This window comes from Streptomyces sp. JLYT201, assembly GCF_059448825.1.
In genome coordinates, this window is the sequence record NZ_CM182551.1 from 8,125,001 (window position 1) to 8,148,268 (window position 23,268).

At 68.8% G+C, this 23,268-nt stretch carries 17 protein-coding genes, 2 rRNA genes and 1 riboswitch; of the genes, 15 read left to right on the top strand and 4 right to left on the bottom strand.

Going from position 1 to position 23,268, the window contains the following annotated elements:
- The first annotated feature begins 222 nt into the window (after nucleotides 1–222).
- From AC5WAM_RS34625 to AC5WAM_RS34680, 12 genes are all read left to right on the top strand, one after another.
- A 23S ribosomal RNA gene (locus AC5WAM_RS34625) occupies nucleotides 223–3,344 on the top strand.
- Nucleotides 3,345–3,433: 89 nt separating this feature from the next.
- Nucleotides 3,434–3,550, top strand: a 5S ribosomal RNA gene (gene rrf / locus AC5WAM_RS34630).
- A gap of 141 nt (nucleotides 3,551–3,691) precedes the next feature.
- Complete coding sequence (clsA, locus tag AC5WAM_RS34635; protein ID WP_138958473.1) at nucleotides 3,692–4,300, top strand: cardiolipin synthase ClsA; 609 nt, start codon at nucleotides 3,692–3,694, stop codon at nucleotides 4,298–4,300.
- Between the two features lie 113 nt (nucleotides 4,301–4,413).
- Nucleotides 4,414–6,909 (top strand): sugar phosphate nucleotidyltransferase, encoded by a 2,496-nt coding sequence (locus tag AC5WAM_RS34640; protein ID WP_366796211.1) that lies wholly within the window; start codon nucleotides 4,414–4,416, stop codon nucleotides 6,907–6,909.
- A gap of 89 nt (nucleotides 6,910–6,998) precedes the next feature.
- Nucleotides 6,999–7,898, top strand: a complete 900-nt coding sequence (locus tag AC5WAM_RS34645; protein ID WP_138958471.1) for a DUF881 domain-containing protein — start codon at nucleotides 6,999–7,001, stop codon at nucleotides 7,896–7,898.
- Entirely contained in the window at nucleotides 7,895–8,227 is a 333-nt protein-coding gene (locus AC5WAM_RS34650) for a small basic family protein (RefSeq protein ID WP_003988855.1), read from the top strand. Before AC5WAM_RS34645 ends, AC5WAM_RS34650 begins: the two co-directional genes overlap by 4 nt.
- Nucleotides 8,228–8,232: 5 nt before the next feature.
- Nucleotides 8,233–9,093 (top strand): DUF881 domain-containing protein, encoded by an 861-nt coding sequence (locus AC5WAM_RS34655; protein WP_495519910.1) that lies wholly within the window; start codon nucleotides 8,233–8,235, stop codon nucleotides 9,091–9,093.
- A gap of 82 nt (nucleotides 9,094–9,175) precedes the next feature.
- Nucleotides 9,176–10,123, top strand: a complete 948-nt coding sequence (locus AC5WAM_RS34660; protein ID WP_361845415.1) for an FHA domain-containing protein — start codon at nucleotides 9,176–9,178, stop codon at nucleotides 10,121–10,123.
- Between the two features lie 42 nt (nucleotides 10,124–10,165).
- A complete protein-coding gene (ftsR, locus tag AC5WAM_RS34665) occupies nucleotides 10,166–10,909 on the top strand; it encodes a transcriptional regulator FtsR (protein ID WP_495519911.1) in 744 nt (247 codons plus the stop codon).
- 53 nt (nucleotides 10,910–10,962) lie between these two features.
- The gene (locus AC5WAM_RS34670; protein WP_028797289.1) at nucleotides 10,963–11,436 is read left to right on the top strand and encodes a bifunctional nuclease family protein; all 474 of its coding nucleotides are present in this window, start codon (nucleotides 10,963–10,965) and stop codon (nucleotides 11,434–11,436) included.
- Nucleotides 11,437–11,698: 262 nt separating this feature from the next.
- A complete protein-coding gene (locus tag AC5WAM_RS34675; RefSeq protein WP_495519912.1) occupies nucleotides 11,699–12,337 on the top strand; it encodes a MerR family transcriptional regulator in 639 nt (212 codons plus the stop codon).
- 217 nt (nucleotides 12,338–12,554) lie between these two features.
- Nucleotides 12,555–14,105, top strand: a complete 1,551-nt coding sequence (locus AC5WAM_RS34680; protein ID WP_495519913.1) for a DNA polymerase IV — start codon at nucleotides 12,555–12,557, stop codon at nucleotides 14,103–14,105.
- 88 nt (nucleotides 14,106–14,193) lie between these two features.
- Here the strand turns inward: AC5WAM_RS34680 and AC5WAM_RS34685 are convergent, their stop codons facing one another.
- Nucleotides 14,194–14,619, bottom strand: coding sequence for a PRC-barrel domain-containing protein (locus tag AC5WAM_RS34685; protein WP_495519914.1), 426 nt, complete (start codon nucleotides 14,617–14,619; stop codon nucleotides 14,194–14,196).
- 135 nt (nucleotides 14,620–14,754) lie between these two features.
- Nucleotides 14,755–14,852, top strand: a riboswitch (glycine riboswitch).
- A gap of 186 nt (nucleotides 14,853–15,038) precedes the next feature.
- Here AC5WAM_RS34685 and gcvP point away from each other — a divergent pair.
- Nucleotides 15,039–17,927, top strand: coding sequence for an aminomethyl-transferring glycine dehydrogenase (gene gcvP / locus AC5WAM_RS34690; RefSeq protein WP_495519915.1), 2,889 nt, complete (start codon nucleotides 15,039–15,041; stop codon nucleotides 17,925–17,927).
- Between the two features lie 198 nt (nucleotides 17,928–18,125).
- Here the strand turns inward: gcvP and AC5WAM_RS34695 are convergent, their stop codons facing one another.
- Together AC5WAM_RS34695 and AC5WAM_RS34700 are read right to left on the bottom strand one after the other, a co-directional pair.
- Complete coding sequence (locus AC5WAM_RS34695; RefSeq protein ID WP_275940270.1) at nucleotides 18,126–18,332, bottom strand: DUF5999 family protein; 207 nt, start codon at nucleotides 18,330–18,332, stop codon at nucleotides 18,126–18,128.
- Between the two features lie 321 nt (nucleotides 18,333–18,653).
- Nucleotides 18,654–19,250: a hypothetical protein gene (locus AC5WAM_RS34700; RefSeq protein ID WP_366796204.1), complete on the bottom strand. Its 597-nt coding sequence runs from the start codon at nucleotides 19,248–19,250 to the stop codon at nucleotides 18,654–18,656.
- A gap of 545 nt (nucleotides 19,251–19,795) precedes the next feature.
- Here AC5WAM_RS34700 and AC5WAM_RS34705 point away from each other — a divergent pair.
- A complete protein-coding gene (locus AC5WAM_RS34705) occupies nucleotides 19,796–21,316 on the top strand; it encodes a glutamate-cysteine ligase family protein (RefSeq protein ID WP_495519916.1) in 1,521 nt (506 codons plus the stop codon).
- Between the two features lie 202 nt (nucleotides 21,317–21,518).
- A complete protein-coding gene (locus AC5WAM_RS34710) occupies nucleotides 21,519–22,319 on the top strand; it encodes a CPBP family intramembrane glutamic endopeptidase (RefSeq protein ID WP_495519917.1) in 801 nt (266 codons plus the stop codon).
- Between the two features lie 81 nt (nucleotides 22,320–22,400).
- Here AC5WAM_RS34710 and AC5WAM_RS34715 read toward each other — a convergent pair whose 3' ends face one another.
- On the bottom strand, nucleotides 22,401–23,228 hold the full coding sequence (locus AC5WAM_RS34715; RefSeq protein ID WP_495519918.1) for a PhzF family phenazine biosynthesis protein: 828 nt from the start codon (nucleotides 23,226–23,228) through the stop codon (nucleotides 22,401–22,403).
- Between the last annotated feature and the right edge of the window lie 40 nt (nucleotides 23,229–23,268).

A 23,268-nucleotide genomic window follows, 5' to 3' on the forward strand; every position in this document is an offset into this window, starting at 1 on the left:
CGTTGACTACTCGGCACACTTGACCTGCTTCTCTTCCCAGTACTGCTTCGGCGTGGAACGGAACGAGGAGGGGCGAGGGTGTCGGGCACGCTGTTGGGTATCTGAGGGTGCGGGCTTTGTTCCTGACCTCAGTGCCGACCCCAGTGCACTCACTGGTTCTCCAGTGGGGTGATGGGTGGTTGGTCGTTGTTTGAGAACTGCACAGTGAACGCGAGCATCTGTGGCCAAGTTTTTAAGGGCGCACGGTGGATGCCTTGGCACCAGGAACCGATGAAGGACGTGGGAGGCCACGATAGTCCCCGGGGAGTCGTCAACCAGGCTTTGATCCGGGGGTTTCCGAATGGGGAAACCCGGCAGTCGTCATGGGCTGTCACCCACCGCTGAATATATAGGCGGTGTGGAGGGAACGCGGGGAAGTGAAACATCTCAGTACCCGCAGGAAGAGAAAACAACCGTGATTCCGGGAGTAGTGGCGAGCGAAACTGGATGAGGCCAAACCTCAAGCGTGTGAGACCCGGCAGGGGTTGCGCTTGGGGGGTTGTGGGATCTCTCTTTCACAGTCTGCCGGCTGTGAGACGAGTCAGAAACCGTTGATGTAGGCGAAGGACATGCGAAAGGTCCGGCGTAGAGGGTAAGACCCCCGTAGTCGAAACGTCAGCGGCTCGTTTGAGAGACACCCAAGTAGCACGGGGCCCGAGAAATCCCGTGTGAATCTGGCGGGACCACCCGTTAAGCCTAAATATTCCCTGGTGACCGATAGCGGATAGTACCGTGAGGGAATGGTGAAAAGTACCGCGGGAGCGGAGTGAAATAGTACCTGAAACCGTGTGCCTACAAGCCGTGGGAGCGTCGGAACAAGGCTTGCCTTGTTCTCGTGACTGCGTGCCTTTTGAAGAATGAGCCTGCGAGTTTGCGGTGTGTTGCGAGGTTAACCCGTGTGGGGAAGCCGTAGCGAAAGCGAGTCCGAATAGGGCGATTGAGTAGCGCGCCCAAGACCCGAAGCGGAGTGATCTAGCCATGGGCAGGCTGAAGCGGAGGTAAGACTTCGTGGAGGGCCGAACCCACCAGGGTTGAAAACCTGGGGGATGACCTGTGGTTAGGGGTGAAAGGCCAATCAAACTCCGTGATAGCTGGTTCTCCCCGAAATGCATTTAGGTGCAGCGTCGTGTGTTTCTTGCCGGAGGTAGAGCACTGGATAGGCGATGGGCCCTACCGGGTTACTGACCTTAGCCAAACTCCGAATGCCGGTAAGTGAGAGCGCGGCAGTGAGACTGTGGGGGATAAGCTCCATGGTCGAGAGGGAAACAGCCCAGAGCATCGACTAAGGCCCCTAAGCGTACGCTAAGTGGGAAAGGATGTGGAGTCGCAGAGACAACCAGGAGGTTGGCTTAGAAGCAGCCACCCTTGAAAGAGTGCGTAATAGCTCACTGGTCTAGTGATTCCGCGCCGACAATGTAGCGGGGCTCAAGCGTACCGCCGAAGTCGTGTCATTGCAGTACATACCCCCAACGGGGACTGTGATGGGTAGGGGAGCGTCGTGTGCCGGGTGAAGCTGCGCCGGAAGGCAGTGGTGGACGGTTCACGAGTGAGAATGCAGGCATGAGTAGCGATACATACGTGAGAAACGTGTGCGCCGATTGACTAAGGGTTCCTGGGTCAAGCTGATCTGCCCAGGGTAAGTCGGGACCTAAGGCGAGGCCGACAGGCGTAGTCGATGGATAACCGGTTGATATTCCGGTACCCGCTTTGAAACGCCCAATATCGAGCCCATTAATGCTAAGGCCGTGAAGCCGCCCTGGAGCCTTCGGGCAAAGGGGAGTGGTGGAGCCGCCGATCCAAGGTGGTAGTAGGTAAGCGATGGGGTGACGCAGGAAGGTAGTCCAGCCCGGGCGGTGGTTGTCCCGGGGTAAGGGTGTAGGACGTCAGGTAGGCAAATCCGCCTGACATTGAGTCTGAGACCTGATGCCGAGCCGATTGTGGTGAAGTGGATGATCCTATGCTGTCGAGAAAAGCCTCTAGCGAGTTTCATGGCGGCCCGTACCCTAAACCGACTCAGGTGGTCAGGTAGAGAATACCGAGGCGTTCGGGTGAACTATGGTTAAGGAACTCGGCAAAATGCCCCCGTAACTTCGGGAGAAGGGGGGCCACACCCGGTGACGGCACTTGCTGCCTGAGCTAGGGGTGGCCGCAGAGACCAGCGAGAAGCGACTGTTTACTAAAAACACAGGTCCGTGCGAAGCCGTAAGGCGATGTATACGGACTGACGCCTGCCCGGTGCTGGAACGTTAAGGGGACCGGTTAGTCACTCTTCGGGGTGGCGAAGCTGAGAACTTAAGCGCCAGTAAACGGCGGTGGTAACTATAACCATCCTAAGGTAGCGAAATTCCTTGTCGGGTAAGTTCCGACCTGCACGAATGGCGTAACGACTTCTCGACTGTCTCAACCATAGGCCCGGTGAAATTGCACTACGAGTAAAGATGCTCGTTTCGCGCAGCAGGACGGAAAGACCCCGGGACCTTTACTACAGTTTGATATTGGTGTTCGGTTCGGCTTGTGTAGGATAGGTGGGAGACTGTGAACCCGGTACGCCAGTATCGGGGGAGTCGCCGTTGAAATACCACTCTGGTCGTGCTGGATGTCTAACCTGGGTCCGTGATCCGGATCAGGGACAGTGTCTGATGGGTAGTTTAACTGGGGCGGTTGCCTCCCAAAGGGTAACGGAGGCGCCCAAAGGTTCCCTCAGCCTGGTTGGTAATCAGGTGTTGAGTGTAAGTGCACAAGGGAGCTTGACTGTGAGACTGACGGGTCGAGCAGGGACGAAAGTCGGGACTAGTGATCCGGCGGTGGCTTGTGGAAGCGCCGTCGCTCAACGGATAAAAGGTACCCCGGGGATAACAGGCTGATCTTCCCCAAGAGTCCATATCGACGGGATGGTTTGGCACCTCGATGTCGGCTCGTCGCATCCTGGGGCTGGAGTCGGTCCCAAGGGTTGGGCTGTTCGCCCATTAAAGCGGTACGCGAGCTGGGTTTAGAACGTCGTGAGACAGTTCGGTCCCTATCCGCTGTGCGCGTAGGAATATTGAGAAGGGCTGTCCCTAGTACGAGAGGACCGGGACGGACGAACCTCTGGTGTGCCAGTTGTTCTGCCAAGGGCATGGCTGGTTGGCTACGTTCGGGAGGGATAACCGCTGAAAGCATCTAAGCGGGAAGCCTGCTTCGAGATGAGTATTCCCACCCACTTGATGGGGTAAGGCTCCCAGTAGACGACTGGGTTGATAGGCCAGATATGGAAGCCTGGTAACGGGTGGAGTTGACTGGTACTAATAGGCCGAGGGCTTGTCCTCAGTTGCTCGCGTTCACTGTGTTGGTTCTGAAACCACGAACAACCTCATGCCCGTAGGGTGTGGTGCGGTAGTTCACAGTTTCATAGTGTTTCGGTGGTCATAGCGTGAGGGAAACGCCCGGTTACATTCCGAACCCGGAAGCTAAGCCTTACAGCGCCGATGGTACTGCAGGGGGGACCCTGTGGGAGAGTAGGACGCCGCCGAACAAATTGTGAAGGAGACCCCCGTGCCATTCGGCACGGGGGTTTTCTGCGTTTTGCAGCCGGACACCACCCCTCTGCACTGGATCCTGACAACTGACGGTAAGGTCTGGGGGCATCATCGGCTCGTTCACAGGAGGCCCCCGGGTGGAGGTCCAAGAGACCCGCGTCCAGACGGACCGGGTCCTCACCATCCCCAACATCCTCAGCATGGCGCGCCTCGTCGGCGTGCCCCTCTTCCTGTGGCTGATCCTCAGGCCGGAGTTCGGCGGACCGAAGAGCGACGGCTGGGCGCTGCTCGTCCTGGCGCTCAGCGGTGTCAGCGACTACCTGGACGGGAAGCTCGCCCGCCGGTGGAACCAGATCAGCAGCCTCGGCCGGATCCTCGACCCCGCGGCCGACCGGCTCTACATCCTGTCGACCTTGGTGGGCCTGACCTGGCGGGAGATCCTGCCGCTGTGGCTGACCGCCGTGCTACTGCTGCGCGAGCTGGTACTGCTGGTGATGGTCGGGATCCTCAGGCGGCACGGCTATCCGCCGCCGCAGGTGAACTTCCTGGGCAAGGCCGCCACCTTCAACCTGATGTACGCCTTTCCCCTGCTTCTCCTCAGCGACGGAACTGGCTGGTTCCACACGCTCGCTGGTATTTTCGGATGGGCGTTCGCCGGATGGGGTACAACGTTGTACTGGTGGGCAGGGATCCTCTACGTGGTTCAGGTCCGCCGACTTGTCAGGGCGGATGCCATGGCCGATTGAGCTCGCCGGTAAGGCGGCTGTTGCGGCTTGCGGGCCCGTAAGAAACCGGAGCGGGCCAATTTCGGCGGGCTGAGTCGGCTAGATCGTCACCTATCGAGGAGGACGTTTCCGACATGAAGGCCGTCGTGATGGCCGGAGGCGAAGGCACACGCCTGCGCCCCATGACCTCGAGCATGCCCAAGCCGCTCCTGCCGGTGGCCAACCGGCCGATCATGGAGCACGTGCTGCGCCTGCTGAAAAGGCACGGGCTCACCGAGACCGTAGTGACAGTGCAGTTCCTGGCATCTCTCGTCAAGAACTACTTCGGCGACGGTGAAGAGCTCGGAATGGAGCTCACGTATGCCAACGAGGAGAAGCCACTCGGCACCGCCGGCAGCGTGAAGAACGCCGAGGAAGCGCTGAAGGACGACGCGTTCCTGGTCATCTCCGGTGACGCTCTGACCGACTTCGACCTCACCGACCTGATCAGTTTTCACAAGGAGAAGGGCGCGCTCGTCACGGTCTGCCTGACACGTGTCCCCAATCCGCTGGAATTCGGCATCACCATCGTCGACGAAGACGGCAAGGTCGAGCGTTTCCTGGAGAAGCCGACCTGGGGCCAGGTCTTCTCCGACACCGTGAACACCGGCATCTACGTCATGGAGCCCGAGGTCTTCGACTACGTCGAGGCCGACGTGCCCGTCGACTGGTCCGGGGATGTGTTCCCGCAGCTCATGAAGGAAGGCAAGCCGATCTACGGCTATGTCGCCGAGGGCTACTGGGAAGACGTCGGCACCCACGAGAGCTACGTCAAGGCGCAGGCCGACGTCCTCGAAGGCAAGGTCGACGTCGAACTCGACGGCTTCGAGATCTCACCCGGAGTGTGGGTCGCCGAAGGCGCCGAAGTGCACCCCGACGCCGTCCTGCGCGGCCCGCTGTACGTCGGTGACTACGCGAAGATCGAGGCCGACGTCGAGATCCGCGAACACACCGTCGTGGGCTCGAACGTGGTCGTGAAGAGCGGTGCCTTCCTGCACAAGGCCGTCGTGCACGACAACGTGTACATCGGGCAGCACAGCAATCTCCGCGGCTGCGTCGTCGGCAAGAACACCGACATCATGCGGGCCGCCCGCATCGAGGACGGAGCCGTCATCGGCGACGAGTGCCTCGTCGGTGAGGAATCGATCATCCAGGGGAACGTACGGGTCTATCCGTTCAAGACGATCGAGGCCGGTGCCTTCGTCAACACCTCGGTCATCTGGGAGTCCCGCGGCCAGGCGCACCTCTTCGGAGCCCGCGGCGTGTCCGGCATCCTCAATGTGGAGATCACGCCGGAACTCGCGGTGCGGCTCGCCGGAGCATACGCGACGACCCTCAAGAAGGGCTCGACGGTCACCACGGCCCGCGACCACTCGCGTGGCGCGCGAGCGCTCAAGCGGGCGGTGATCTCCGCGCTGCAGGCCAGCGCCATCGACGTACGGGACCTGGAGAACGTGCCGCTGCCGGTGGCGCGGCAGCAGACGGCGCGGGGGAGCGCCGGCGGAATCATGATCCGTACGACGACCGGAGTGCCGGACTCCGTCGACATCATGTTCTTCGACGGGGAGGGAGCCGACCTTTCCCAGGCCAAACAGCGCAAGCTCGACCGGGTGTACGCGCGCCAGGAGTACCGGCGGGCGTTCCCCGGCGAGATCGGGGACCTGCACTTCCCGTCCAGCGTCTTCGACTCGTACACCGGGTCGTTGCTGCGGAACGTGGACACGACGGGCATCGCGGAGGCGGAGCTGAAGGTCGTCGTCGACGCGTCCAACGGCAGTGCCGGGCTCGTCCTGCCCAGTCTGCTCGGCAAGCTCGGCGTCGACGCCCTGACGATCAATCCGGGTCTCGACGAGTCGCGGCCCACCGAGTCGTCCGACGCGCGCAGGTCGGGACTCGTACGGCTGGGGGAGATCGTGGCATCGGCGCGCGCCGCCTTCGGCGTGCGGTTCGACCCCGTCGGCGAACGCCTTTCCCTCGTGGACGAGAAGGGGCGGATCGTCGAGGACGACCGGGCGCTGCTGGTGATGCTCGACCTGGTGGCCGCGGAGCGGCGCAGCGGTCGGGTGGCGTTGCCGGTGACGACGACGCGCATCGCCGAGCAGGTCGCGGCGTACCACGGCACGCAGGTCGACTGGACGACCACCTCGCCGGACGACCTGACCCGGGTCGGACGCGGCGACTCGACGATCTTCGGTGGTGACGGGCGCGGTGGTTTCATCGTGCCGGAGTTCAGCAGCGTGTTCGACGGCACGGCGGCATTCGTACGGCTCATCGGTCTGGTGGCGCGCACACAGCTCACTCTCAGCCAGATCGACGCCCGCATTCCGCGTGCGCACGTGCAGCGGCGGGACCTCGCCACGCCGTGGGCGGTCAAGGGCCTGGTGATGCGCAGCGTGGTGGAGGCCGCGGGCGACCGGTCCGTGGACACCACGGACGGCGTACGGGTCGTGGAGGCGGACGGGCGGTGGGTGCTCGTGCTGCCGGACCCCGCGGAGGCAGTCACCCATCTGTGGGCCGAGGGGCCCGACGACGCTTCGGCTCAAGCTCTGCTTGACGAGTGGTCGGCTGTCGTGGACGGCGCCGGGCGCTGAGCGTGCCGGTGTGCCGGTCCGCACCCGTAAGTGGTGCTGTCCGGCACACCGGTGGGGCCATTCGGAGGTAGCGCCCGCGACGTGCGACGATGTGCGGCATGCCGCAGCAGCCCCCCGTTCGGAGCACCGTCTCGCGCCCTTCGCGCCCGGACGCCTCCATGTCGCTGCTCACCACCGTCATGGACCACAGCCTGGACGAGGGATACGCCGAGGCCGCCGCCCGCAAGAGGGAATCCGGCACCGGAGGCGTGCCGAAGACCCTCCGGGCGAAGCTGGGGCTCGCTGCGGGGCTCGTCCTGGCCGCGCTCGTCGTGACCGTCGGTGCCGCCCAGGCGCGCATAGCGGCGCCTGTGCTCGCCAAGGAGCGCGCCGAGCTGATCGACCGGGTCGAGTCGGCCACGGCGGACGCCGACGACCTCGAGGACGAGGTCGACGACCTGCGCAACGACGTGAGCGCGCGGCAGCGTGCCGCGCTGCGGAAACACGGCGGCGGCCGGGCCGAGTTGGTGTCGCTGCTGTCCGGCGCCACGCCGGTGCGGGGGCCGGGCGTGCGGCTCGTCGTCAACGACAAGAAGCAGGCCGACCAGGGCGGCGGCGGGCCCCGGGACAGCGCCGGGTTCTCCGACACGGGCCGGGTGCGTGACCGCGACATGCAGCGCGTGGTCAACGGTCTGTGGCAGTCCGGCGCCGAGGCGATCGCCATCAACGACCAGCGGCTGACCGCGCTGTCGGCGATCAGGGCGGCCGGGGACGCGATACTGGTCGACAACAAGCCGCTGGTGCCGCCGTATACGGTGCTGGCGGTGGGCCAGGGGCAGCAGCTGAGCACCAGGTTCCAGAACAGCCCCGACGGTCAGTATCTGCATGCTCTGCAGGAGAACTTCGGCATCCGGACCAACATCTCCGTGGCCGACGACCTCCGGCTGCCGGCAGCGCCCAGTGTGACCGTACGAACAGCAGAGCCGAAGGCAGGAAAGGGCACATCGTGATCGCCGTACTGGGCCTCGTCGTGGGAGTCGTGGCCGGACTGTTGGTCCGGCCCGAGGTTCCCGCGGTGGTGGAGCCTTATCTTCCGATCGCCGTGGTGGCGGCGCTCGACGCGGTGTTCGGAGGCCTGCGGGCGATGCTCGACGGGATCTTCGACGACAAGGTCTTCGTGGTGTCGTTCCTGTCCAACGTGGTGGTGGCCGCACTGATCGTCTTCCTGGGCGACAAGCTGGGCGTGGGCGCCCAGCTGTCGACAGGTGTCGTCGTGGTCCTCGGGATCCGCATCTTCTCCAACGCCGCGGCCATCCGTCGGCACGTCTTCCGGGCGTGATGCCGATGAGCTCGACGAACCCCGCGAACGGGGACGACACGCCCGGCGACGGCCGCCGCAGGGAACTTCCCCCCGAGGTCCCGCCGACGCCCGGCAGGGCCGGTGGCGCGGCGGCGGGCGACGGGGCGGGCCCCGCGCCGGTGACCGGCCGCAAGCGGCTCGTGCAGGGGCTGTGGCCGCCGCGCCTGACGCGTGCTCAACTCATCGTGGCCCTGCTGCTCTTCGTCCTCGGCCTGGGCCTGGCCATCCAGGTGCGGTCGACCAACGACAGCAGTGACGCGCTGCGCGGGGCACGACAAGAAGATCTTGTTCGCATCCTGGATGAACTGGATGACCGTACTCAGCGTCTGGAAGATGAGAAGCGGCGCCTCGAAGAACAGCGCACCGGTCTCGAGAGCAGCTCGGACCAGGCCGAGGAGGCCCGCAAACAGACCGCCGAGAGGGAACGGCAACTCGGCATCCTTGCGGGCACGGTGGCCGCGCAGGGGCCGGGCATCACGCTGACGATCGACGACAAGAAGGGGACGGTGGAGGCACACATGCTGCTCGACGCCATCCAGGAGCTCCGCGCCGCCGGCGCGGAGGCCATCCAGGTCAATGACGTACGGGTGGTGGCCAGCACCCATCTGTCGGACGCGGCGGGCGGCGGTGTGCGGGTGGACGGCCAGAAGGTCGCCGAGCCGTACCGCTTCAAGGTCATCGGCAAGCCCCAGGATCTGGAGCCTGCGCTGAACATCCCCGGAGGGGTGGTGCAGACTCTGGAGAAGGAGCAGGCCACAGTCGTTGTCGCACGTACGGAGAAGATCGTCGTGGACGCCTTGCGACCGGCGAAGCGCCCTGACTACGCTCGGTCGTCCTCCCAGTGAGGCGGGGGTGCATGCGTGCTTCCGGTCCAGGGCATGAGGTTGCGGGGGGTCGGCGCACCCGGGACGGGGTGCGTGGTGGAAACTGTTTGGCGGATACGGACGTTGTGAAGATGTCCGTGTTGGCGATGCACGCCGGTGTGTGCAGTCAGGGTTCGTCCTGCCCCACGGGCGGGTCTGTTTCGGTCAAGGGGAATCGCCCGTGAAGTTGTTTGCGAAGTTGTTCGGCAAGAGTGCGCGTGAGGACGCGCGTCATCGTGCGCCGCGCCAGGGAGACGTGCCGGAGACCCAGGTGGGCGAGCGCCCGCTGTTCCGGGACCAGGTGGCTGGTCCGGGTGGTGACATTTCGGGCGGACAGGGCGCGTCGTCTGTTGACCCTGCTACTTCCGGCCGCATAGGTTTCGGGGATCCGTCGACCTCAGGTACGGGTGGAGGGTTTTCCGACCCGTACGCGTCCCATGCCCCAGCGGGGCAGCCGCGGCAGGAGGATCCGTCCATGTCGGCCCTGGTGTGTCAGAGGTGCGGTAACCGCAATGCGCAGGCGAGCCGGTTCTGTTCCAACTGCGGCGCGCCGCTGCGGCCCGGAGCGGTGAGCGAGCGCCCGTCCGAAACCACTTCGACGATCTCCATCTCCGGTCTTGAGGCCTACGACGCCGAGACCACGGGCCAGACGCTGTCCCCGGCGCTGTCGCCCGAGGCCCAGGCGGCCGTGGACGCCCTGCCGCTCGGCTCGGCGCTCCTCGTGGTCCGGCGCGGCCCGAACTCGGGCAGCCGCTTCCTGCTGGACGGCGACCTGACGACGGCGGGCCGTCACCCGCAGAGCGACATCTTCCTGGACGACGTGACCGTGTCGCGCCGCCACGTGGAGTTCCGTCGCGCCGCGGACGGCAGCTTCACCGTCGCCGACGTCGGCAGCCTCAACGGCACGTACGTGAACCGGGAGCGGATCGACTCCGTCGCCCTGTCCAACGGCGACGAGGTGCAGATCGGCAAGTACCGGCTGGTCTTCTACGCGAGCCAGCGGGGCATCTGACACTCCCCCGGACACCGTCCGGGGGAATCCCGAGGAAGGTCCATGCTGCACACACCGAGGGGCGGTGCCGGTCACGGCACCGCCGCTGCGGAACACCGGCTGATGAGCATCGGCGCCGTGCTGAACGTGCTGCGTGACGAGTTTCCCGAGGTCACCATCTCCAAGATCAGGTTCTTGGAGTCCGAGGGCCTCATCGAACCGCAGCGCACGCCGTCCGGATACCGCAAATTCAGCCCCGAGGACGTCGAGCGCCTGGCGCACGTCCTGCGGATGCAGCGTGACCACTATCTGCCTCTGAAGGTCATCCGCGAGCATCTGGACGCGATGGAGCGGGGCGAGCAGGTCACGCCGCCCTCGGTCGGGCAGCAGCGCGACGGGGGCGCCGACGGCGACGCCGAAGCGCAGGACGAGCGCACCGCAGCCCGGGTGGGGCGCGAGGCCCTGCTCGCCGCCGTGGAGGCCGACGAGGGGCAACTGGCCGACTGGGAGACGTACGGCCTGATCGCCGCGCTGCCGGACGGCAGCTATGACGCGGACGCCGTGACCGTGGCCGCGCTCGTCGTCGAGCTGGGGCGGTTCGGTATCGAGCCGCGGCATCTGCGGGCCATGAAGGCCGCGGCGGAGCGGGACGCCGCGCTCGTCGACCAGGTCGTGGCACCGCTGCGCAGGCACCGCAATCCGCAGACCAGGGCCCATGCGGAAGCGCGTACGAAAGAGCTCGCGGGCCTTGCGGGACGGCTGCACACGGCCCTCGTGCACAGTGCCCTGGGCGTGCGGCCGCGCTGACTCGGCGGGAGCCCGACTACCCAAACCCGCCGGGCACGTCCTAGGGTTGCTGTGTGAACGAGCTCGACGTCGTAGGTGTCCGGGTCGAAATGCCCTCCAACCAGCCGATCGTGCTCCTGCGTGAAGTGGGAGGCGACCGGTACCTCCCCATCTGGATCGGACCAGGGGAGGCGACCGCCATCGCCTTCGCACAGCAGGGCATGGCGCCCGCGCGGCCGCTGACCCACGACCTGTTCAAGGACGTGTTGGAGGCCGTCGGTCAGGAGCTCACCGAAGTGCGCATCACCGACTTGAGGGAAGGCGTGTTCTACGCCGAGCTGGTCTTCGCCAGCGGGGTCGAGGTCAGTGCCCGTCCCTCGGACGCCATAGCGCTGGCCCTGCGCACCGGGACGCCGATCTTCGGCAGCGACGGCGTGCTCGACGACGCGGGCATCGCGATCCCGGACGAGCAGGAGGACGAGGTGGAGAAGTTCCGCGAGTTCCTCGACCAGATCTCGCCCGAGGACTTCGGCACCAGCAGCCAGTGACGGGCCGGAATCCGCTGCGCGGGGGAGGCGCGGCCCGCAGGGAGCGGGCCGGGCGCCGACCGCGGCGCACGGACGGCTGAGAGACCCTGCGAAGGGCGGCCGAGGGGCCCGCTCCGGAGCATTCGGCTAGCCTTTCCCCGCAGGGCGGTACAGGAAACCACTCGCAGGGTGATTATCACTCGGCGTGCCGAGTGTGGCGATCGTTGACGAGCCCCTGGCGACTGCCTACCGTCGAGAAGGCAGGTCAAGGACGGAGGTCGGCGTGAGAAGCAGCGGCGACGGTACAGCGGTGGGCGGTTCGTATCCGCTGCACGGTGGCTCGGCCGAACCCTCGTTGAGGCGCCCGGTGCCGGTTCACGGTAGCGGCAGCCCGTCCGGACCGGAAGGCCAGGCGCAGCAGGGCGACAAGGACCAGATCGGATACCGGGGCCCGACGGCGTGCGCGGCCGCGGGCATCACCTACCGCCAGCTCGACTACTGGGCGCGCACCGGTCTCGTCGAGCCCAGCGTGCGCGCCGCGGGCGGCTCCGGCACACAGCGGCTCTACAGCTTCCGCGACGTCGTCGTCCTGAAGATCGTGAAGCGCTTCCTCGACACCGGTGTGTCGTTGCAGAACATCCGCACCACGGTGCAGCACCTGCGGGACAGCGGCTTCCGGGACCTGGAGCGCACGACGCTGATGAGCGACGGCGCGACGGTGTACGAGTGCACGTCGCCCGGTGAGGTGCACGAGCTGCTCCAGGGCGGTCAGGGCGTCTTCGGAATCGCCGTCGGTGTCGTCTGGCGCGACGTCGAGGCGGCGCTGTCGCAGCTGCACGGAGAGCGCGTCGACACGGGGGAGACCCTCGTCGGCAACCACCCGGGGGACGAGCTGGCGCAGCGCCGCAATCGCGCTGTGTGAGGCTCTGCGGGGCGAGCGGAGGCGCTGACGCCTCCGGCCCCTTCCGTGCGCCTGAGGCGCGCACAGGGCCGTACGCGCCCTCGGTGGGTGCCTGTACGCGCCGTCTGAGGGTCCGGCCCGTGGCCAAGAGGTCTGGCCTGCCGTCGCACGGCCTCGCTGACTGGTCCGTCGCCGCTGGTCACGGGCATTGTCAGTGGCGTAGGGCAGCATCAGGGGCGTGAGAACCGCGCCGACCATCCTGCATCTCGACATGGATGCCTTCTACGCGTCTGCCGAGCAGGCCGCGAAGCCGAGCCTGCGCGGCAAGGCCGTCGTGGTCGGCGGCCTCGGGCCGCGGGGCGTGGTCGCGACCGCGTCGTACGAGGCCCGGCGGTTCGGGGTGCACTCGGCGATGCCGATGGGGCAGGCGCGGCGCCTCGCGCCGAACGCCGCGTACCTCGTGCCCCGGTTCGGTCTGTACCGGGAGGTCAGCGAGCAGGTCATGGGGTTGCTGCGGCAGCTGTCGCCGCTCGTGGAGCCGCTCAGCCTCGACGAGGCCTTCGTGGACCTGGAGGCGGGCGGCGTCGCCGGCGACGAGGCGTCCGCGCGGGCCGTGGGGGAGCGGCTGCGGGCGGACATCCTGCGGGTGACCGGGCTCACCGGGTCCGTGGGCCTGGCCGTGTCCAAGATGCTGGCGAAGATCGCCTCGGAGGAGGCCAAGCCCGACGGCCTCGTCCTGATAGAGCCCGGCACGGAGCGGACGCTGCTCGGGCCGATGCCGGTACGGGTGCTGCCCGGTGTGGGCCCCGCGACCGGAGACCATCTGCGACGGGCCGGCATCACCACCGTGGAGGAACTCGCCGAAGCCGGAGAGGACGAGCTGGTGCGGCTCCTGGGCAAGGCCCACGGCGGGGCGTTGTACGCGATGGCGCTGGCCAGGGACGAGCGGCCCGTGGTGGCCGAGCGGGACACCAAGTCGGTCAGCGTCGAGGACACGTACGACGTGGACATCCACGACCGGGTGCGGGTGCGGATGGAGGTGGCGCGGCTCGCCGACCGGTGCGTGCAGCGGCTGCGGGCGGCCGGGCACTCCGGGCGGACCATCGTCCTGAAGGTGCGACGGTTCGACTTCTCGACGCTGACCCGCTCCGAGACGCTGCGGGGGCCGACGGACGATCCGGCCGTGGTGCGGGAGGCGGCGGCGCGGCTCCTGGAGTCCGTGGACACCACGGGCGGGGTGCGGCTGCTCGGCGTCGGGGTGAGCGGCCTCGCGGACTTCACGCAGGAGGACCTGTTCGCGCAGGCCCACGCGGTGCTGCAGACCGAGTCCCTGGCGCCCGGGGCCGAGGAGGAGGAAGCGGCGGCTGTCCCGGTGGCCGCCGTCGCGCAGGAAGGCGGGCCCGACGCGGGGGCCGGGCCGGGCGACGCGGTCGAGGAGCCGGTGGCGCCCGCCGAGCGGCGGTGGCCAGCGGGGCACGACGTACGGCATGCGGTGTACGGGCCCGGATGGGTGCAGGGCAGCGGGCTGGGGCGGGTGACCGTGCGGTTCGAGACCCCGGACTCGGCGCCGGGGCGGGTGCGGACGTTCCGCACGGACGACCCGGAGCTGGAGCCGTCGGATCCGCTGCCTCTGGTGGTGGCGGACGCGGGGGCTTCGACGCAGCGGGAGGCCGCGGAAGGGGAGCCGGTGGACCAGGAGGCCGCAGAGGCCGCAGAGGCCGCTTCGGTGGGTCGGGAGGCCTCGGCCGGTGAGGGAGGGGCGCTGCCGCTGGCGGAGGGGGCCGGGTAGGCACCCCTCGGTGCGGGCGGTGCGGGCGGTGCGGGCGGTGCGGGCGGTGCGGGCGGTGCGGGCGGTGCGGGCGGGGGCCGCGTGGCGGTCAGGTGCCCGCCCCGTCCGCCCTGTCCACCCCCTCCGCTCCGTTCGCCCGGTTCACCCGGTCCGCCCGGCCCGCCCGGCGGCCGAAGTCGTGGTCCGGCGCGGGCGGCGGCGTCACGTCCAGGCCGTAGTGGCGGTAGAGCTGGAGCTCCTGCTCGGGGGAGAGGTGGCGGCCCACGCCGAAGTCGGGGGCGTCCTTGATCAGGGCGCGCTCGAAGGGCACGCGCAGGGTGCCGTCCTGCACCAGCTCGCTGGGCTCCAGCGGGACGAACGCGTCACGGCTGAACAGACCGGTGCGTATGGCCGCCCACTCCGGGGCGCCCGTGGCGTCGTCGAGATAGATCTCGTCGACCGTTCCGATCTTGGTTCCGTCGCGGTCGAACGCCTTGCGGCCGATCAGATTGCGGGGATCGATATCTGTCTGCACGTTCCCTCCACTTGGTCGCAAGTCATCCGGGCTCATCCGTTTTTCGGTCGTCATACCTACGAAAGAGCACATCGGGACGGGCGGCCACTCGAGGGATCGGCCACGGACCGCGCTGGTAGGCTGGCAAGCGGCTGTTGACCCCGTGCGGGAGAGCTCTTCGGTGGCAGCACCGGAGGCGCCGAAGGAGCAACTCCTCCCCGGAATCTCTCAGGCCCCTGTACCGCACGGACGAGGCCACTCTGGAAAGCAGGGCGGGCGTCGGGCGGGCACGTTCGGAACCCTTCCTCACCGACGGTGAAAGCAGAGCCGCTCCGGCGGTCCTGTGAAGCTCTCAGGTTGAGATGACAGAGGGGGAGGCCGTCCGGGTACCCGCGCCGTGGTGCCCCTCGCAGGTCGTGTCAGACCAGGAGGCCTCCGCAATGACAGCCACCCCTCGCACTCCGCTCACGCAGCTCGAACAGGGAATCCCCTTCGAGCAGCGGCACATCGGGCCCGACGCGGAAGCCCGCGCCAAGATGCTCGCCCAGGTCGGCTACGGCTCCCTGGACGAACTCACGGCCGCCGCCGTGCCGGATGTGATCAAGAACGCCGAGGCCCTGGAGCTGCCCGGTGCGCGCACCGAGGCCGAGGTCCTGGCCGAGCTGCGCTCCCTCGCGGACCGCAACCAGGTGCTCGACTCCATGATCGGGCTCGGTTACTACGGCACGTTCACGCCGCCCGTGATCCTGCGGAACGTGATGGAGAACCCCTCCTGGTACACCGCGTACACGCCGTACCAGCCGGAGATCTCCCAGGGCCGCCTCGAGGCGCTCCTCAACTTCCAGACCGTCGTCGCCGAGCTGACGGGGCTGCCCACCTCCGGCGCCTCGCTGCTGGACGAGGGCACCGCGGCCGCCGAGGCCATGGCCCTCTCCCGGCGCGTCGGCAAGGTCAAGAACGGCGTGTTCGTCGTCGACGCCGACGTGCTGCCGCAGACCATCGCAGTGATCCAGACCCGGGCCGAGCCGACCGGGGTCGAGGTGGTCGTCACGGACCTCAGCGACGGCATCCCCGCCGACCTCGCCGAGCGCGAGATCAACGGCGTACTGATGCAGTACCCCGGCGCCTCCGGTGCTGTGCGCGACCTCAAGCCGGTCATCGAGCAGGCCCACGGCCTGGGCGCGATCGTCACCGTCGCCGCCGACCTGCTCGCGCTCACGCTGCTCACCTCGCCCGGCGAGCTCGGCGCCGACATCGCGGTCGGCACCACGCAGCGCTTCGGCGTGCCGATGGGCTTCGGCGGTCCGCACGCGGGCTACATGGCGGTGCATGAGAAGTTCGCCCGCAACCTGCCCGGACGCCTGGTCGGCGTGTCCGTCGACGCCGACGGCAACAAGGCCTACCGCCTCGCCCTGCAGACCCGCGAGCAGCACATCCGCCGTGAGAAGGCGACCAGCAACATCTGTACCGCCCAGGTGCTGCTCGCCGTCATGGCCGGGATGTACGCGGTGTACCACGGCCCCGAGGGCCTGAAGACGATCGCCCGGCGCACCCACCGCTACGCCACGCTGCTCGCCGAGGGCCTCAAGGCCGGCGGCGTCGAGATCGTGCACGGCGCGTACTTCGACACGCTGACCGCGCGCGTGCCCGGCAAGGCCGCCGACGTGGTCGCCGCCGCGCGCGAGGGCGGGGTCAACATCCACCCGGTCGACGCCGACCACGTGTCGTTCGCCTGCGACGAGACCACCACGCGCGCCCAGCTCTCCGCGCTGTGGACGGCGTTCGGCGTCGAGGCCGACGTCGAGGCCCTGGACGCGAGCGTCGAGGACACGCTGCCCGCCGGGCTGCTGCGCACCGACGCGTACCTGACGCACCCGGTCTTCCACCAGCACCGCTCCGAGACCGCGATGCTGCGCTATCTGCGCCGGCTCGCCGACCGCGACTACGCGCTCGACCGCGGCATGATCCCGCTGGGCTCCTGCACGATGAAGCTCAACGCGACCACGGAGATGGAGCCCGTCACCTGGCCGGAGTTCGGGCAGCTGCACCCCTTCGTGCCCGCCCAGCAGGCGCAGGGCTATCTGACCCTGATCCGCGAGCTGGAGGAACGTCTCGCCGAGGTCACCGGCTACGACAAGGTCTCCCTCCAGCCGAACGCGGGCTCCCAGGGCGAGCTGGCCGGTCTGCTCGCGGTGCGCGGCTACCACCGCGCGAACGGCGACGACCAGCGCACCGTCTGCCTCATCCCGTCCTCCGCGCACGGCACCAACGCCGCGAGCGCCGTCATGGCCGGGATGAAGGTCGTCGTGGTGAAGACCGCCGACGACGGCGAGATCGACGTCGAGGACCTGCGCGCCAAGATCGAGAAGCACCGCGCCGAGCTGGCCGTGCTGATGATCACGTACCCGTCCACGCACGGCGTGTTCGAGGAGCACGTCGCCGACATCTGCGCCGCGGTGCACGAGGCGGGCGGCCAGGTGTACGTCGACGGCGCCAACCTCAACGCCCTGGTGGGCCTCGCCAAGCCGGGTCACTTCGGCGGCGACGTCTCGCACCTGAACCTGCACAAGACCTTCTGCATCCCGCACGGCGGCGGTGGCCCCGGCGTCGGCCCGGTCGCGGTGCGCGAGCACCTCGCGCCGTACCTGCCGAACCACCCGCTGCAGCCCGCGGCCGGTCCCGAGACCGGTGTCGGCCCGATCTCCGCCGCGCCGTGGGGCTCGGCGGGTATCCTGCCGATCTCCTGGTCGTACGTCCGGCTCATGGGCGGCGAGGGCCTCAAGCGCGCCACGCAGGTGGCCGTGCTCTCGGCGAACTACATCGCCAAGCGCCTGGAGCCGCACTTCCCGGTGCTCTACACCGGCCCCGGCGGGCTCGTCGCGCACGAGTGCATCATCGACCTGCGGCCGCTGAGCAAGGCCACGGGCGTGAGCGTGGACGACATCGCCAAGCGCCTCATCGACTACGGCTTCCACGCGCCGACCATGTCCTTCCCGGTCGCCGGCACGCTGATGATCGAGCCGACGGAGAGCGAGGACCTGGTCGAGATCGACCGGTTCTGCGAGGCGATGATCGCCATCCGCGGGGAGATCGAGAAGGTCGCGAGCGGCGAGTGGACCGCGGAGGACAACCCGCTGCGGAACGCGCCGCACACGGCGGCCGCCCTCAGCGGCGAGTGGGAGCACGGCTACAGCCGTGCCGAGGCCGTCTTCCCCGCCGGTGTGTCGACCGCGGACAAGTACTGGCCGCCGGTGCGCCGCATCGACCAGGCGTACGGCGACCGCAACCTGGTCTGCTCCTGCCCGCCGCTGGACGCGTACGAGGACTGAACCGCGGGCGGGCTGATCCCGACGGCTGAGGGGCCCGGGCGGCGGCAGGCCGCGTGACCCGGGCACGAGTCAGGGCCGGTGCGGAGGACTTCGCGTCTTCCGGGCCGGCCCTGCGGTTCTTACGGGACTGTCTGCTCTTACCGGACTGTCTGTTCCTTCTCCGGACTATCGGTGGTGCTCCGCTTCCGTGCGGACGGCTCAGGCGGCCGTCATCACCTGATGGGTGCCCAGCGGCCGGTGCGGCGCGATGATCTCGCCGTTCGGCAGCAGCTCACCGGTGTCCTCGAAGAGCAGGACGCCGTTGCACAGCAGGCTCCAGCCCTGCTCCGGGTGGTGCGCGATCAGGAGCGCGGCCTCCCGGTCGGCGGATTCGGCTGTCGGGCACGGCGGCTGGTGCTGGCACATGGAAGGGTTCTTTCGTTGCGAAGTGGTGGTTGACGCGTCTGTGCTGCGGCTCGATGCGTTGGTCATGCCGCCCCCGTTCCCCCGTTGGTTGGTCGGTCCAGTCCAGTGTTGCCCCACGGCCGTGATTCCGCAGGGATTTTGCGGCAGTGCTCCCTACTGCCTTAAGGACGTATCACCCGCCCGGACGGTTCAGCCCAACTCCCCTGTCCCTTCGGGTGGTTCGGCGTGGCCGAAGTGGGCTAGTCCGGATGGGCAATCCGGGCAGGGGCGTGCCCCGCGGCCCAGGGGGCGGCGGGGCACGCAAGCGGAATCGCGCGGGGCTCAGGCGGGCGAGCCGAGCAGCGGGGCCGGGGCCAGGCGGTGGACGAGCACCGGGAGGAGGTCGGCGACGCGGTGCGGCCGGTGGGCGGCGATGCCGGGGGGCGCCGGGGCGAGCGGCACCAGGATGTCGGTGGCGGCGAGCGGTCCGCCCGCGGCGTCGGCCGTGCGGTCGGCGTGCAGCCACAGGGTGAGCATGTAGAGCTCCGGTACGGACAGCAGGCGCGGTTGGTAGACCTGCGGCATGGTCTCGGCGTGGCGCAGCGCGCGCTCGGCGGACGCGATGTACGGACCCTCGCAGAAGTGCGAGAACGCCCAGCCGTCGGGGGTGAGCATCGTCTCTGCCGCGGCCACCGCGCGCTCGCCGCAGCGGATCAGGAAGCGCCAGCCGGTGAGCTTGGTGGCCGCTCCGGTTCCCGGTGCGGGCTCCGCCGCGGTGTGGTCCAACTCGTGCACGGGCAGCGGGACGTCCGGGCTCACGGGCCCTTGGGCGGTGCGCAGGGACGGTGTACGGGCCTCGCGGACGGCGGTGGGAGAGCTGAGGGCCGCGAGGACGCTGCGCAGTGCGGGCGCGGGAGCCGGGGGAACATGCAGCGGCATGGTGGGTCGCCTCTCTTATTCGACAGGCACAAGTGGAGCGGGGGGCAGGTGCGGACGGCGCTGTCTGCTCGGGGCCAGAGGGGGCGGGGGCAGGGGCCCCGGGGGGCGGGGGACCGCGAGCGCCAACTCTCTGCCTCAACCCGGGAGTTTATACGACACGTGTTCAGGAAGTGTTTCGGCTAGCTGTTCCTCATATGCCGGGCAAGTCGTCATTCGGTCGCACTTCTGGGGGATTTCTCCTGATTCCGGATCGCGTCCGGGTGTGTGACCTCGGGATTTCTCGCAGCTGCGGTCGGCTGATTCTCGTCGGTTTTTTCACCACAACTGGAGGAACGGAAAGCGACATCGCGTCCCCTGTCCGTCCCTTGCTCGGCCCATGCTCGCCTCACGCCCGTCTCATGCCCCGTGAATGTGCCGCACGGCACATTCTGGAGCCTACCGGTCCAGGGGCCCGCGCGGGGCGTTATGGATCACATCGTCGGGGCATCATCCCCCGTACACAGCGGCCGGGTCGTTGGCTGCCCATCCGGAGGAGGGACACTTCGATGGGGGAAAAGGTCGAGGCGGGATCGTACGACCTGTCCGATCGCCAGCTGTACCGGATCAAGCACCGGCAGTGCCTCGCCGCGCTCGGGCGGATGCTCGACGAGCGGCGCTTCGACCGGCCCAAGAACCTGTTGGGTCTGGAGATAGAGCTGAATCTCGCGGGGCCCGACGGCACTCCGAGAATGATGAATGCGGAAGTTCTCAGGCGCATCGCGAGCCGGGATTTCCAGACTGAACTCGGAATGTTCAATCTGGAAGTGAACATTGCCCCGCACCGGCTCGGCGGCCGTGTTCTCGACCAGCTCGCCGAGGAGCTGCGCACGGCGCTCGCCTACGCCCACCGGAAAGCGAGCGAGGTGGACGCGGGCATCGTGATGATCGGCATTCTGCCGACCCTGAGCCGCGCGGACCTGGTGTCCGCGAACCTCTCCGAGGACGACCGCTACGCGCTGCTCAACGACCAGATGGTGGCGGCCCGCGGCGAGGACTTCGCCCTGGACATCGAGGGCGTGGAGCGGCTGCGGTGCTCGTCGGCGTCCATCGCGCCCGAGGCCGCGTGCACGTCGGTGCAGCTGCACCTCCAGGTCACGCCGGGCAAGTTCGCCGACGTGTGGAACGCGGCGCAGTCGATCGCCGCCGCCCAGGTCGCGGTGGGCGCCAACGCGCCGTTCCTGTTCGGGCGCGAGCTGTGGCGCGAGTCGCGGCCGCCGCTGTTCCTCCAGTCCACGGACACGCGGCCGCCCGAGCTCCAGGCGCAGGGAGTGCGGCCGCGCAGCTGGTTCGGGGAGCGCTGGGTCAGCAGCGCGTACGACCTCTTCGAGGAGAACGTGCGCTACTTCCCGGCGCTGATCCCGCTGTGCGACCACGAGGACCCGCAGCGCGTGCTCGACGACGGAGGGGTGCCGCAGCTGGGCGAACTGACGCTGCACAACGGCACGGTGTACCGCTGGAACCGCCCCGTGTACGGCATCGCCGACGGGGTGCCGCACCTGCGCGTGGAGAACCGGGTGCTGCCCGCGGGCCCGACCGTCACGGACGTCATCGCCAACGCCGCCTTCTACTACGGCGTGGTGCGCGCGCTCGCCGAGGAGGCGCGGCCCATGTGGAGCAGGCTTCCCTTCGAGACGGCGGCCCGGAACTTCGAGACCGCGTGCCGCCACGGCATCGAGGCGTCCCTGGAGTGGCCCCGGCGCGGGCGGTACGGCGGCCTCGCGCAGGTGGCGGCCGTCGATCTCGTACGCGAGGAACTGCTGCCGCTGGCCGAGGCCGGTCTCGACGCGTGGGGCGTGGAGCCCGCCGATCGCGATCTGTACCTGGGTGTGATCGAGGAGCGGTGCAGGCGGCGGGTCAACGGGGCGTCCTGGCAGGCGGCGACGTACCACCGGGCCCTGGAGCGCGGCCTGGAGCGCGACGCGGCCCTCGCGGCCACCACGCGCCGGTACTGCGAGCTGATGCACGCGGGGGAGCCGGTGCACACCTGGCCCGTGGGCCTTCCGGAGCCGGCGCTGCCGGTGCGGTGACGCGCCGCTGCGCGCCGGGGTCCCGGTGGACGTGGGGGCCCCGCGCGCGCTTCGTGGCGCGCGTGATCTCGTGAGCGCGGGTCGGCCGACCGCCCCCGGCGGTCATCGGGCAAGCTTGACGACCCAGGCGCGGCCCCGTACCGATCGGTGCGACGGGGCGGTGCGGCGAGCGACGAGGCGGGATCACGCAGTGGAGGCAGAAGTGCGAGCGGAGCCGGGGCCGACGGCTGGTGTCCTTCCGGAGGCGAAGCCGTCGCGGCGGTCCTTGCGCGACGAGACGCTGCTCGTCCTCGCCCTGTCGCTCGGTGCGAGCGGCGTGTCCGCGCTCATCAGTTTCATCGGCTCGGTCACCAAGCCGGGCGGGCTCAAGGACCAGGCGGCGACCCTCAACTCTTCGGCGGCTCCGGGGCGGCCCTGGCTGGACCTCGCGTGGCAGCTGTTCGGCATCACCACCGCGCTGGTGCCGGTCGCCCTCGTGGCCCACTTCCTGCTGCGGGAGGGCTCGGGCCTGCGGGCGCTCGGCTTCGACCGGACGCGGCCGTGGCCGGACCTGGGCCGGGGGGCCGCGGTCGCGGCGGTGATCGGCTCCACGGGCATCGCCTTCTATCTGGCGGCCCGCGGCCTCGGCTTCAATCTGACGGTGGTGCCCGAGGACCTGCCGGACGTGTGGTGGAAGTACCCGGTGCTCGTCCTGTCGGCGCTGCAGAACTCGATCCTCGAGGAAGTGATCGTCGTCGGCTATCTGCTGCGCAGGCTCGACCAGTTGGGGTGGTCGCCGCTGGCCGCCCTCGGGGCCAGCTCGGTGCTGCGCGGCTCGTACCACCTGTACCAGGGCATCGGCGGGTTCGTCGGCAACATGGCGATGGGGGTGGTCTTCGTCCTGCTCTACCGCCGGTGGGGCCGGGTCGGGCCGCTGGTCGTGGCGCACTCGCTCCTGGACATCGGGGCGTTCGTCGGTTACGCGCTGCTCGCCGGGAAGGTGGGGTGGCTGCCCACCGCGTGACGTGCCGGGGCGGCGGCCGGCCGCCGCCCCGGGCCGTGCCGAGCGCCCGCCGCGTGATCCGACGCGGCGGGCGCTCGCGCGTCAGGCCAGCAGGTCGCCCTCGATGACGGTGACCGCGCGGCCGGTCAGCAGGGTGCGGTCGCCGCGCAGGTCGGTGCGCACCAGGCCGGAGCGGGGCGAGGCCTGCAGGCCCGTCAGGTCGGTGCGGCCGAGGCGCGCGGACCAGAAGGGCGCGAGGGCGGTGTGCGCGCTGCCCGTGACCGGGTCCTCGTCGATGCCCACGCGCGGGAAGAAGCCGCGCGAGACGAAGTCGTAGCCGCGGGCGGGGTCCTCGGCGAGCGCGGTCGCGATGATGCCCCGCTCGGAGTGCCGGACGAGGGCCCGGTGGTCGGGGGCGAGGCCGCGGACCGTCTTCTCGTCGGCCAGCTCGACCAGCAGGTCGCCGGTGTGCGGCCCGGTGTCGTACACGGAGAGCGGCTCGGCGCCGAGCGCCTCGGCGATGCCGTCCGGGGCGGTGGTCGCGGTGAGCGGGGCGGTCGGGAAGTCCAGCGTGATCGTGCCGTCCGCGTGGCTGGTGGCGACGAGCACCCCGGCCCGGGTGGCGAACCGCACCGTGCCCCGGGCCGTGTCCGTGGTGTGCAGGACGTGGGCGAGGGCCAGGGTGGCGTGGCCGCACAGGTCGACCTCGGTGGCGGGCGTGAACCAGCGCAGGGACCAGTCGGCGTCGCCGCCCGGCGGAAGGGGGTGCGCGAAGGCGGTCTCGGCGTGGTTGACCTCGGTGGCCACGTGCTGGAGCCAGGTGTCGTCCGGGAACGAGTCGAGCAGCAGGACGCCCGCGGGATTGCCGGTGAAGGGGCGCTCGGCGAAGGCGTCGACGATGCGGATGCGCTTCCGTGGGGATGTCGTCATGGGGCGACCGTAGGGGGCCAGTGAGGGCCTTCGGTAAGGC

What these genes read in the sequence shown, in the direction of transcription:
- AC5WAM_RS34640 (WP_366796211.1), top strand. Translation starts at nt 4,414, where the DNA reads ATGAAGGCCGTCGTGATGGCCGGAGGCGAAGGCACACGCCTGCGCCCC.
- AC5WAM_RS34645 (WP_138958471.1), top strand. Translation starts at nt 6,999, where the DNA reads ATGTGCGGCATGCCGCAGCAGCCCCCCGTTCGGAGCACCGTCTCGCGC.
- AC5WAM_RS34655 (WP_495519910.1), top strand. Translation starts at nt 8,233, where the DNA reads ATGAGCTCGACGAACCCCGCGAACGGGGACGACACGCCCGGCGACGGC.
- ftsR (WP_495519911.1), top strand. Translation starts at nt 10,166, where the DNA reads ATGCTGCACACACCGAGGGGCGGTGCCGGTCACGGCACCGCCGCTGCG.
- gcvP (WP_495519915.1), top strand. Translation starts at nt 15,039, where the DNA reads ATGACAGCCACCCCTCGCACTCCGCTCACGCAGCTCGAACAGGGAATC.
- AC5WAM_RS34695 (WP_275940270.1), bottom strand. Translation starts at nt 18,332, where the DNA reads ATGTGCCAGCACCAGCCGCCGTGCCCGACAGCCGAATCCGCCGACCGG.
- AC5WAM_RS34700 (WP_366796204.1), bottom strand. Translation starts at nt 19,250, where the DNA reads ATGCCGCTGCATGTTCCCCCGGCTCCCGCGCCCGCACTGCGCAGCGTC.
- AC5WAM_RS34705 (WP_495519916.1), top strand. Translation starts at nt 19,796, where the DNA reads ATGGGGGAAAAGGTCGAGGCGGGATCGTACGACCTGTCCGATCGCCAG.
- AC5WAM_RS34715 (WP_495519918.1), bottom strand. Translation starts at nt 23,228, where the DNA reads ATGACGACATCCCCACGGAAGCGCATCCGCATCGTCGACGCCTTCGCC.